This is a genomic window from Novipirellula sp., from assembly GCF_041583735.1.
Classification (GTDB): Bacteria; Planctomycetota; Planctomycetia; order Pirellulales; family Pirellulaceae; genus Novipirellula.
On sequence record NZ_JBFHFD010000254.1, the window covers coordinates 1 to 11,436 of the forward strand.

At 54.2% G+C, this 11,436-nt stretch carries 8 protein-coding genes; 3 read left to right on the plus strand and 5 right to left on the minus strand.

Annotated elements, in window-relative coordinates:
* Positions 1 to 177 precede the first annotated feature (177 nt).
* The gene (locus ABX962_RS18555; protein WP_372721527.1) at positions 178 to 1,401 is read left to right on the plus strand and encodes an SHD1 domain-containing protein; all 1,224 of its coding nucleotides are present in this window, start codon (positions 178 to 180) and stop codon (positions 1,399 to 1,401) included.
* A 45-nt stretch (positions 1,402 to 1,446) separates the two neighbouring features.
* Here the strand turns inward: ABX962_RS18555 and ABX962_RS18560 are convergent, their stop codons facing one another.
* Complete coding sequence (locus tag ABX962_RS18560) at positions 1,447 to 3,627, minus strand: S9 family peptidase (RefSeq protein WP_372721528.1); 2,181 nt, start codon at positions 3,625 to 3,627, stop codon at positions 1,447 to 1,449.
* A gap of 919 nt (positions 3,628 to 4,546) precedes the next feature.
* Here ABX962_RS18560 and ABX962_RS18565 point away from each other — a divergent pair.
* Together ABX962_RS18565 and ABX962_RS18570 are read left to right on the plus strand one after the other, a co-directional pair.
* The gene (locus ABX962_RS18565; RefSeq protein WP_372721529.1) at positions 4,547 to 5,332 is read left to right on the plus strand and encodes an NYN domain-containing protein; all 786 of its coding nucleotides are present in this window, start codon (positions 4,547 to 4,549) and stop codon (positions 5,330 to 5,332) included.
* 247 nt (positions 5,333 to 5,579) lie between these two features.
* Positions 5,580 to 6,761, plus strand: coding sequence for an AMP nucleosidase (locus tag ABX962_RS18570; protein ID WP_345684336.1), 1,182 nt, complete (start codon positions 5,580 to 5,582; stop codon positions 6,759 to 6,761).
* A gap of 29 nt (positions 6,762 to 6,790) precedes the next feature.
* Here the strand turns inward: ABX962_RS18570 and ABX962_RS18575 are convergent, their stop codons facing one another.
* The 4 genes from ABX962_RS18575 to ABX962_RS18590 form a co-directional block, all read right to left on the minus strand.
* Positions 6,791 to 8,530 (minus strand): sugar phosphorylase, encoded by a 1,740-nt coding sequence (locus ABX962_RS18575; protein ID WP_372721530.1) that lies wholly within the window; start codon positions 8,528 to 8,530, stop codon positions 6,791 to 6,793.
* Between the two features lie 270 nt (positions 8,531 to 8,800).
* The gene (locus tag ABX962_RS18580) at positions 8,801 to 10,012 is read right to left on the minus strand and encodes a glycosyl transferase (RefSeq protein ID WP_372721531.1); all 1,212 of its coding nucleotides are present in this window, start codon (positions 10,010 to 10,012) and stop codon (positions 8,801 to 8,803) included.
* Between the two features lie 14 nt (positions 10,013 to 10,026).
* Positions 10,027 to 10,872 (minus strand): HAD-IIB family hydrolase, encoded by an 846-nt coding sequence (locus tag ABX962_RS18585; protein WP_372721532.1) that lies wholly within the window; start codon positions 10,870 to 10,872, stop codon positions 10,027 to 10,029.
* Positions 10,873 to 11,061: 189 nt separating this feature from the next.
* The coding region (locus ABX962_RS18590; RefSeq protein WP_372721533.1) for a substrate-binding domain-containing protein at positions 11,062 to 11,436 on the minus strand (375 nt) is incomplete at its 5' end.

The window sequence follows — 11,436 nt, forward strand, 5'->3', positions numbered from 1 at the left end:
AGAACGCGAGCAAAATCGGATCCGGGAAAAAGCCAGAACATTAGAACATGCGGGGTTTGCATCGTCGCCGCCGACATCGACTGCGGCCGCAAACGACATCGAAGTTAAGAGTGTCAAAGCGGTCCCCGAGTCACCCAATTTAAATAAGTTTGATCCAAACAAATGACGGTCGACCGAATGATCCGTATCGTTTCCCTTTCCATCTTGCTCGCGTTTGCCGTTTGCCCGACGGTGCTTGGACGAACGTGGACCGACCGCACTGGCAAATCGCATGTCGAAGCCGAACTGGTGACAGTTCGCGGTGGAAAGGCGTACTTGGAAAAAGCGGACGGCACCGTCAGTGCGGTTCCGCTGCAGCGATTGAGTATCAAGGATCTCGCGTACCTTGCCGCAATGCCAAAGTACGAATCGCAGGTCAAACCATTCCTGACGCAAGAGGCATCCTCGCAGCCCTCGGAACCAGCAAGCCCGACGATGGCAACGATTGATGTCGAGACACCGTCCGCCTCGGGTTCGATTCGCCAATTTCGTTCAGACCGCTGGGGCTACAAGGGGTTGGCCTTTTCCAGCGACGGGGCGTATTTGGTCTCATTGGGCAGTAACAACCTCATCGTGATGGACATCAATGCGTCGACCAAAACGGAATACGAGATCGACAGTGGAATGCGATCGAGTTTGACATTTACGCCTGATGGAAAACGCCTGATTGCGGGATCACACGATGGCAACGTCTTGGTATGGCAGTTTGGGGACGACGGCCAATTGACCCCTGAGAAACAGTTTTCGATCTACCAAGGCGAGATCAAATCGATCGTCGTGTCGCCTGACAATCAACACGTCCTGACGATTCATGCACCATCGGTTGCTTGTCTTTGGCAGTTGGATACGGGCAAAGTGTTGGCACGATACAGCGACTTTGCGTTTAACTCGGGTGCCGCAGCCCGCTTCAGCCGTCATGGCGGCCTTGCCATGGTGAGCGACGGCCGCGTTGCGGCAGTGATCGACATTGACACTGCCAACATCCTTCAGCGGATGTCGCTTTCGCGTGGCAGCGGCCAATTCGCTGCGGTCTCGCCCGATGGCAGCTTGATCGCGACCGGACGCATTTACGACATTCATTACTTCCAAACTCAGACCGGCGCGCAGTCGGCCACCGGGAAAGGAAATGAAACCTTGTGGTCCGCCGCGTTTTCACCCGATGGCAACCGTCTGCTTAGCGGTGGCCGCGAAAACGTCAAGCTGTGGGATGCCGAAACGGGAGCGATGTTACAAGAGTTCGCAATGGGCGATGGTGGCTATGTCAAGTACGTCGCCTTCTCACCCGACGGCATCCACATCGCAGCCATCGGCGGCCCGATCGGAAAGCTCGTCGAAGTCTTCCGGCTGCCCCAACGTCGTTGATCGCTCTGCCGTCAACGACGGGCGGATCGCGAAGCGGTGTGACCTCTAATCGTCCGAGCCAGCAGCAGCGAGGTGTTCGTTGAAGTAGTGGGTCAGGACCGAGTAGAAATGCCGAACGGTATTCGTTCCCTCGTTGATCGCGTGCGAGCGAGCCGGATAGGGCATCACCGAAAACTGCTTGTTGTTTACGATCAATTCGTTGATCAAATACTCGGTTCCTTGATAGTGCCCGTTGTCATCTCCGGTCCCATGCACGATCAACAAGTTCCCTTCCAGCTGACTTGCATAGGTCAGCGGTGAACCGAGCCGGTAATTCTCGGCATTGTCATCAGGTAACCCCATGTATCGTTCTTGATAGATGGAATCATAAAGCAATTGGTTCGCATTGGGGGCGACCGCAATGGCGGTGCTGTAGAGATCGGGATAACGGAAAATCGCATTGAGACTCATGCTTCCTCCGCCGCTCCAGCCCCACACACCAACTCGCTTGGTATCCAAATAACTCCACTTGGCCAACAACGCTCGTACCGCAGCGGCCTGCTCCTCCGGCGCAATTACGCCGATCTTTCGATAGATGCATTTTCGCCATTCGCGACCACGTGGCGATCGGGTTCCTCGATTGTCCACGCTGACAACGACATAGCCTTGCTGTGCCAACATCGCGTGCCAAAGACCACGTGCTCCTTGCCATACATCTTTGACGGTTTGACCGTGCGGTTCGCCGTAAACGTGAACCAACAGTGGGTACTTCTTGGTTTCATCCAATTGTGGCGGCTTCAGACACCATGCATCCAGCTGTAGCCCATCACCGATATCGACACGAAAGAACTCCGATGTCGGGGTGTTCAGTTCGGCGAGTCGCTCTCGCAGTTTGGCATTGTCGCTCAGCACGCGAACCACGCTGTGGTCGTCGAGCCGAATCAGCTTGACCATCGGTGGCGTGTTGAATGTCGAATAGGTATGCACTGCCCATTGACCATCATCAGAGATCGCGTAGGTGTGCCACCCTTGTTGATCCGGTGGTGACAATTGCGTCAGATCCGAACCGTCCAACTTGACTCGGTACAGATAACGTTGGGTCGGGTTATCAGGTGAGGCCGCGAAGTAAAGCCAACCCGCTTTTGCATCGATCGCCTCGATTTCAAGCACGTCGTAATCGCCAGCGGTGATCTTGGTTACTTGTGTTCCATCACGGCTGACGCGATAAGCATGTCGCCATCCATCGCGTTCGCTGAGCCAAACAAATGCGTTGCCGTCGTCAATCCACCGCACCGGGTTTTCGTTTTCTAACCAGGTTTCGTCCGTGTCGGTAAAGACGGTTTGTGTCTTGCCATTTTCGGGATTGGCGAGCATCACACGATTGGTGTTTTGCAGGCGATTCATCTGCTGCAGCAAAATCTGGTCGCCCGCGGGCGTCCATTCCATTTGCGGCAAATAGTGTTCGCGAGCGTCCCCGGGGACGTCCAGCCAAGTGATGTTTCCGCTGTCAATGCGAACAACTCCCAATCGCGTGGCCGAGTTCTTCTCGCCGACTTTGGGATAGGGAAACGTGGTGATTTGTGGGTAAATGCCGCGAGTGTTATCGATCAAATGAAACCGTCCGACACCCGTGGTGTCGAACTGCCAAAACGCAATCGCTGTCCCATCAGGACTCCAGCGGTAGGCATCGCGGATCGCCAATTCTTCTTCGTTAACCCAATCCGAGGTACCATTGATCGTCTCGGCGGATCCGTCGTCGGTCAGTTGCGTGATTTGCAGACTGTCAATGTCCTGAACATACAAGTTGTTATTGCGAACGTAGGAAACGCGGAGATTCTCGGGAGAAAATTTCGCGAACATCAACGTCGAGGGTGCTGCGTCCCCACCGAGTTGTTTCAGTTTCTGGGTTGCGACATCGAATACCCAGTAATCGCCTCGCGTATTCCGCCGCCACACCCGCTTGCTATTGGTAAAGATCAATAGCTTCGATTCATCGCTGGAAAACTGAAAACCATCGATCGCAAGAGGGGCTTCACGATCGCTTGGAATCAAAGCCTTCGCGGGCACAACCGTTTGTTTTGTGCCATGGGCCGTGTCGACTTGAACCACATCGACGCCCCCTTCGACCTCCGATGATTTCTCAAGCGTATAGTAGGTGTCGGACCGTTTGCTCCAAACGAGATCGGGCAGGTGGTCCTCGGAGAGCTCATCCGAGCCAAAGATTCGATCCAGTGATAATGTAGACATCTCGACGTTTGGTTTACCTGTGGGATGATCGGGTGAGAGCGAAGCTGGCGATTGTGAACGGGCACTCTGTTGCCCGCTGGCCGGGAACATGCTAACGGCCAAGAGTGTTGCAAGTATACGACCCGCAATACAAAGACATCGCTTTGTCGTGTGCTGTGAAATCACATTCATCCTACGAGTGCCTCAATGGTCACTGATGCTGGAAATCGTGCTAGAAATTGAAAAGGAAACCGACAACCTCATGTTTTAGTTTCAATTAGGCCGCGAAAATAGGATCAATGCGTTATCGCATCAAGAAACTGCGCACAGTTCGGTCGATTAGAAATATTGTCAATCAGGATGTGCACTGCACGCCATGGCTCTTTCGTTCACGTCATTGTCTGCGAGCCCTCGTGGCGTCGGCGTCTATCACCGACCCACCGGTTTACGATCTCTGAACAGGCCACTGCACCCCTTCCGCATACCCCATCCGGTGCCGTGGCAGACACGTTTCTAACTGGCGTTCCTAACCGAGAACAATTCGCAAATACGGCTGGACGATCCCGAGCGGGGGTCCCGTCGGGCGGTGGCGGCTGCGGTCGAGTGTCGATCAAACAAATGGTTGAGTCCGAGGGTGAGAGGACCCTACGGTACGACCGAAACGAAGTTAGCATTGGCCACAAATATTATATTTATTAATGGTCGGACAGCGACGCGTCACCCCAATATCCGTCCTACACTTTGACCGTGGCATTCATGCGGGATTGGGCAACTCACAGCGGAGGGTCACAGGTGTATCCACAGCAATGGACCGTTAGCGAAGGGCAAACCTTCGACGGATAGCGTGTTGTGGTTTTCATTGCCAGAGCGGGTTTATTTCGCTGCTTGACCCCGTCTGACGATTCTTTCTGCGTTGCTTCCGTTTGAGCGATCGACATTCATGCCTAACCAACCCAAGCCTGATAACAACATCGCGTTGCTGATTGATGCCGACAACGCGGTTGCCGCAAAAATCAAATTCATCATCTCAAGCCTCGCCACCCGTGGCATCGTCAATATCCGTAAAGCCTATGGGAATTGGGCCAAGGACGAACTCAAGAGTTGGGCCGAAGTGTTGCATGAATACGCGATTGCTCCAAAGCAATACTTTGACATGGTGAGAGGAAAAAACGCGACCGACATGGCGCTGCTGATCGACGCGATGGACATTCTGTACACTAAACAAGTCAATACGTTTTGCTTAGTCACATCCGATTGTGACTTCACCCCGCTGGTGCTGCGGCTGCGTGAGGAGGGCAAACAGGTCATCGGTTTTGGTTTGCAAAAGGCACCCAAGCCGTTTGTTCGTGCGTGTACTCATTTTGTCTTCTTGGACAAAAACGACACCACCAAACCGAAGCATACTCAGTCAAAACCGAACCAGCCTCAGCCAAAGCAGACGAAACCGCTGCAGACGCAGCCGACGCGAACTCCAGACACCACGCTGAAAAAGAACACCAAACTGATGAACCTGCTACGAACGGCGGTAAAGGAGAATACTGGAGAAGACGGTTGGGCGTCACTCGGGCAAGTCGGTTCTCATCTTTCCAAACAGGGAGAGTTCAATCAGCGCGATCTCGGTTACGCAAAACTCATTGACCTGTTCGCGGCGATCGATCTATTCAAAGTCGAAAATCGCAAACAACCTGGGCATCCCCGGGTGCAATTACGGCAAAACAAGAGCTGAGCGTGCTTGAGTACCTGTAGCGCCAGAACCTATCGGTCAATGTCATTGACTTTGGTAGCGGTGCGGCGTGGGGCCCCGTCCGGTTGCAGCGAGTAAAACGTTCGATTTTGACCGGGCGGCTCGCGCCGCTCCGCTACGAAAACCACCCGGCTAGTACCAAAGTTGGTCCCCAGGGAATTTTATTCGTCCCGGTGGGTGAACTGCGAAGGGCTTTTGCTTTGCACGGCGATCCATCAAACTGGGGTGTATGAGTGAACCATTTAAAATTGATCCGACTCTTTCTGCAGACGAATTGCGTTGCCAAATCGACTTGGCGTGCGAGCGGATGGAAGCGACGTACGACAATGGGTTTTATTCCAAAGTCAATGTGGTTCGACATTGGTCCAAACACAATCCCGAATTGTCGGGCAAAATTGCGCGTCCCAGTGCACTGCGTTGGTACCTCCGCCGAGAACTGCTCAAATTAGCCCGGCTCGGAGCCGAAATCACGATCACCCAGTCTCGGCCGCGCGTCGATCTCAATTCGCCAACGCTATTGGAGATGATTGACGAATCGGAATTCGATCTGACCGCCAAAAAAGTGTTCCTGTTTGGACCCGAGCGTTGTGAATTGTCAATCGAACGTCTGGAACACTACACCGGGACCCGGGCAGAGGATTTTCAGCGTTTTGTCTTGTTGACCAACTACCAGATGCACATGGATGCGTTCGTGGAGCAGTTTCCCTATTGCGTTGGATCTTCTCGAGCCAATGTGCAGATGCCTGCGTTGCATCATCGTGATGTCGGCAATCAAGGCATCAGCATCGTCAATATTGGTGTCGGGCCATCGAACGCCAAGAACCTGACCGACCACTTGGCGGTGCTTCGACCCGACGCGATGTTGATGGTGGGGCACTGCGCCGGAGTGCGTAACCACCAAGAGATCGGTGACTTTGTCTTGGCAACAGGCTACATGCGGGCCGACTACTTGCTCGATGAATTGTTGCCTCCATCGGTGCCAATCATTCCCAGTTTTCTGCTCAATCGCGCACTCGCGCAAGTACTGGATCAACGAGGACTGCGTTATCGAATTGGGGCGGTCTATACGACCGCTGACCGCAACTGGGAATTGATGCTGCGGAGGACCAAAGAACATTTGCGGGTCAGCCGCAGTATCGCGGTCGACATGGAATCGGCAACCGTCGCCGCGAATGGGTTTCGCTATCGGATTCCCCACGCCACGCTCCTGTGCGTGTCGGACAAACCGCTGCACGGAAAGCCAAAACTACCCGGTGAAGCGGTCGCGTTTTACAACGAGACAAAGAAACATCATTTGTCCGTCGCGATGGAGGCCATCCGGATCATCAAACAAGAACATCCAGAAGGTTTGCCCAACACTGAAATTCGAGCTCCAGGCGAACCGCTGCTCGGCGGCCCCGGCACCGAGTGAACGATCTTGTTAAGGCCGCAGCAGTACAATTATCGGTTGGTGATCCACAGCGATTGATACGGAGTCACTTCCAAGACCGTGGTTTGCTCGTCGAAGCGGCGGCCTGAGATCGCGTCGTACCAGGCGTCGGTGGAAATCAAATTCAGATCCGATAGCCGCAGTTCCTGAGTCGTGTTGGTCATGTTGTGCACACAGAAAATGCTCTGGCTGCGGTCGGTGCTTTGACGCCAAAACGCAAAAAAGGCATCGCTTAGCTGCAGCGTGAACTGCGTCGCATTGGGGTGGAACGGAGCGTGCCGACGACGCAGCTGCATGCGGCGGGTCAGCTCTCCGAAGACTTGGTGATGAACCGACGACTCATCACCGAGTTGTTGCTGCAGTTCTTGCCAATTCCACTTGTGACGATTGATGCTGCGGTTGTGCTGCGTAGCCTCGACCCCCGCTTGGTCGTTCGCCGTGGCTAACAAACTGTGAATGTAGAACGCGGGAATGCCCTCCAATCCCATCATCACGGTTTGCGAACAGAGGAAACGTTCGACTTGCCATTCGTCTTCGCCATCAATCGTCCCCTTGAGTGCATCAAACAACGCGACGTTCAGTTCGTAGACCCGTTGGCCACCGTCGGCGGTGCGGCGTGTCGAGATTCGGCCTCCAAAACGACCGACGGTCTCGACAAGCTGTAGTTGCTCTTCATCGGACAACAAACCCTCGGCCGGTCGCATGCCGATTCCATCATGTGAAGCGGTGAAATTCAGATAGGTACAACCGACCGGGGCCGGCGGCATACTCATCATCCATCGCTTCAAGTACTCGGTTTTGCCAGTCAACAGCGCATGGACCAGCAGCGGAGCGAGGCTGAAGTTGTAGATCACATGAGCTTCGTTGCGGTTACCGAAGTACGTCAAGTTCTCGTGGTTCGGCACGTTGGTTTCGGTAATCAACAGCGTACCGGGTGCAAACGCATCAGTAAGCGTACGGATCAGTTTGACTACCTCATGCGTCTGAGGCAAATGCATGCAGTTCGTTCCGGGTTCTTTCCACAGAAAACCAACCGCATCCAAACGAAAGATGCTAACGCCTTGCTGCAGATACAGCCGAATGATCTTCAAGAATTCCATCAGCACCTGAGGGTTGCGGAAATCGAGATCGATCTGATCGTGGCTGAAGGTGCACCAAACGTGTTTTAGACCGCTGGCGGTTTCGGTTGGCCGCAACAGGGGTGAAGCCCGCGGTCGGACCACCGCGGACAGATCGTCACCGACATTGGCTTCCATGAAATAGCTCGCCCCCGGTTCGACCCCGGCGCAGTAATTTTGGAACCATTGACTTTGCGAAGAAACATGGTTGATCACGATATCGGCCATCAAGCGATACCGCTGCGAGATTTGCGAGATCTGGGACCAGTCGCCTAGCTTGGGATTGACCTCGTTGTAGTCGATCACAGCGAAGCCATCATCGGAGCTGAACGGACAAAACGGTAACACGTGAACGGCAGAGACGGAATCCTTCAAATGCTCCGTTAGAAACTGCTGAAGCGTTTCCAGCGGAACGGTATCGCGGTCGATGATCGAATCCCCGTACGTGATCAGCAAACAGTCCTCTTGCGACCACAATTGATGCAGCGGAAGCGGCGTCTGTGAATTGAAATCATCAAAGATCGCAATCACCTGATCCGCTAATCGCTCGGTATCGTCATCGGGATAGAGAAAACGCAGGTGTTGGCAAAGCTGAGAATGAACGGCGGAGTCGTCGTTTTCAGAAGGATCCATGGCAACAATCGTTGGATGCGAAACGTTCGAAGTCGTTTTGATGTTCGTGCGGGTTGCGAATCGGCATTGCAGGCCGACTTATCCGCCAAGCCAGTGTGAGCTCATTGGCCAATGCCGACATGAGCTCATCAGTCGTGCCGGCGCGGGTTCGATGAACCCCAGGTGCCGCTTTCCAGCAGCGGCCTAACCGATCGCGTCCCATGTTTATCCTAGATCATGCGGGGACAGGCCTGCGTTGTCGGAGATCGAAATCACGATAAGGTCGCAAAATCAGGCGTTGTCGGCTTCTACCGCCCCCAACAGCATGTCGTAAATGTCCGGCAGCGCACTGGTCACGCGTGACCAATTGGGAATGAAAGGACTTTCGTCGGGACGATTCAAGAAATCGTCTCCCGCAGCGACCAACACGCGGCTGAATAGTTCGACCGTGGCCTCCTCGCGATGGCGATCCATGTTCAATCCACTCATCACGGCATCGTTGTGATAATGATCGACCACATCGAGTGCGGTACGGTAGTAACACGCTTTCAGTGTTCGCAGCATGCTGTTGCTGATCACGATGCCTTCGACGGCTAGCTTGCGAATAAAGGCTTTGCAGATGTCATTCGCCATCCGGTGCAATCCGCCGCTTCGATCGTCTTCCGAGACCACTTGATGTTTGTGATCGTAAGCGTCCGCGACATCCGCTTGGCAAATCCGATTCAAGCTACAGTTGCGATACATTTCCGAGAGCGTGCCAATTTCGAGTCCCCAGTCGCTGGGAATCCGCAGCGAGGTGACGACTTCGGACCGCATCGAAAATTCGCCCGACAAGGCGTAGCGAAAACTGCCCATGTAGTCGAGGTATTCCACACGACCAAGCACCGTTTTGAGTGCTCGGATCAATGGAATCACCAGCAGCCGGAACACACGACCATTAAGTTGTCCGTTAGCGGCTCGATAGTAATAACCTTTGCAAAACAGATAGTTAAACGACGGATGAGCCAATGGATACAACAACCGAGCGGGCAGCGACCGATCGTAGGTCAGGATATCACAGTCATGCAGCGCGACCGCTTTGGATTTTCCCGAGGCCAAAAAATAACCCAAGCAGTACCAAACGTTACGTCCTTTGCCCGGTTCAATCGGCGAGATTCCTTCGGCTTGTAGTGCCGCGTCCACATGCCGCAGTCGCGTTCCGTCATTCCAAAGCACGACATAGTTCTGCGGCAGTTTGTCAAAGAATCGTCGGGCGGCGTGAAACTGTTCTTCATTGGCTCGGTCCAGCCCAATGATGATTTCGCTCAAGTAGGGAATCTTCGCCAACTCTTCGACGATTGGTCCCATCGCCGGGCCTTCGAGTTCGGAAAACAGGCACGGTAACAGCAACGACATTGGCGTCTCTGCTGAAAACTCGACCAGCTCCGATTCAAGTTCTTCGGTGGAACGATTCCGCAAGTTATGCAGCGTTCCAATAATTCCGTTTTGCGCGAAGTCAGTCATGGTGTTTCGTTTGATTAGACAAGGGGAGGAGAATTTTGTGTCGCGGATGCCGCGGCATCCAGTCGCGACAGCAATTGAGTAACCGCTTCGGCCCAGCCCGCTGCGCCTTGCTGTTTTGCCACGATGCCAGGTGACGCGATGTTGACCCCAAGCCCGGACGGTGTCGGAATGCCAATCGGCACGTCCGCTTGGTCCAACATGCTTTGGTCAATCGGACTGTCTCCGATCGCGGCCGTCAGCGTGTTGGTATCGGGGTGCGACAAACGCTGGGCAACTCGCTGCATCGCCACACCCTTGCTCGTTTTTCCGGCGACGTGCCAGAAACGCCCACCACGGGTCAATGTCAGCTGGTGAGTGTCTAAGGCTTGTTCAAACTTTGTCCGCTGTTCGTCGCTATCGTCCCACAACAGCGGTTCCGTTCCCTGGCGGGCGATTGCCAGTCGAGCTTTGTCTCGCGAGAGCTGAGTTTCGTCCATCACGCCGTCCACGCCCAAATCAGCGAACGAGCGAAAGCGATATTTTGCCTTAAGTTGCTTCAGCACCGAGAGAATATCGTCGCGTGACGCACCGATGACTTCGATCTCGCCCGTGGGAGAATCCGATTTGCCTTTCTCCAGCTCGTCACCCCAGCGAATGACCGAGCCGTTTTCGGAGATAAAAGTCTTGCCAGCGAGTCCCAATTCGCTGGCCAACTGAGTCATCTCGGCCACCGTTTTGCTGGAATTCAGGATCACGGGTATCCGACGCGTGCTTAGAATCTGCAGCGTCTCTGCAGCGGGGGACCAGTCATAATCATGCTTATTTAGCAAGCAACCATCGAGATCGGTGAACAGGATCAGTCGTGTGGAGTTCGGTAGCATGCCGTCAAGTTTAGGCGAACGCCAAGTAATTCGCCACAGAGCATCGGCGTGCGGTCGAACAGCCGCGACATTGTGGGCCTTTCTCGATGTCGCCGGCGTGTTATGCGGCATCCCCCCTCGAATACTGTCAATCTGAACGCCACTGGTGGACGCAACGGATGTCCAACACGTGACTCTTTACCGCATGAATCAACGACTCAAGTAGGCACCGCAGGATTCACGGATGATCAATTGACCCGGCAGCAGACAATGTCTGGGGGGAACGACGACCTTTTCGATACTGTCCAACATCGCTCGAAACGCGACCATTGCGATGTCACGGCACGGTTGGTGAATGGTGGTCAACGGAACCGTCAATAATTGTGCGTATTTCACGTCATCAAAACCGACCAAGCGGATATCCGATGGCACCGCGATTCCGACACGCGCCAGCGTTTGCATCAGCGTCGCCGCCAAGCGGTCGTTCGAGCAGATGATTGCATCCGATTTCGCGGCAATCGCTTTAACCCTTTGTTCATCGTCCGGCTGCAACCGCTCGACGTCAAACTGGACATCGGCTTCATG

Coding starts and splice junctions, on each gene's coding strand:
- ABX962_RS18555 (WP_372721527.1), top strand. CDS start 178: ATGATCCGTATCGTTTCCCTTTCCATCTTGCTCGCGTTTGCCGTTTGC.
- ABX962_RS18560 (WP_372721528.1), bottom strand. CDS start 3,627: ATGTCTACATTATCACTGGATCGAATCTTTGGCTCGGATGAGCTCTCC.
- ABX962_RS18565 (WP_372721529.1), top strand. CDS start 4,547: ATGCCTAACCAACCCAAGCCTGATAACAACATCGCGTTGCTGATTGAT.
- ABX962_RS18570 (WP_345684336.1), top strand. CDS start 5,580: ATGAGTGAACCATTTAAAATTGATCCGACTCTTTCTGCAGACGAATTG.
- ABX962_RS18575 (WP_372721530.1), bottom strand. CDS start 8,530: ATGGATCCTTCTGAAAACGACGACTCCGCCGTTCATTCTCAGCTTTGC.
- ABX962_RS18580 (WP_372721531.1), bottom strand. CDS start 10,012: ATGACTGACTTCGCGCAAAACGGAATTATTGGAACGCTGCATAACTTG.
- ABX962_RS18585 (WP_372721532.1), bottom strand. CDS start 10,872: ATGCTACCGAACTCCACACGACTGATCCTGTTCACCGATCTCGATGGT.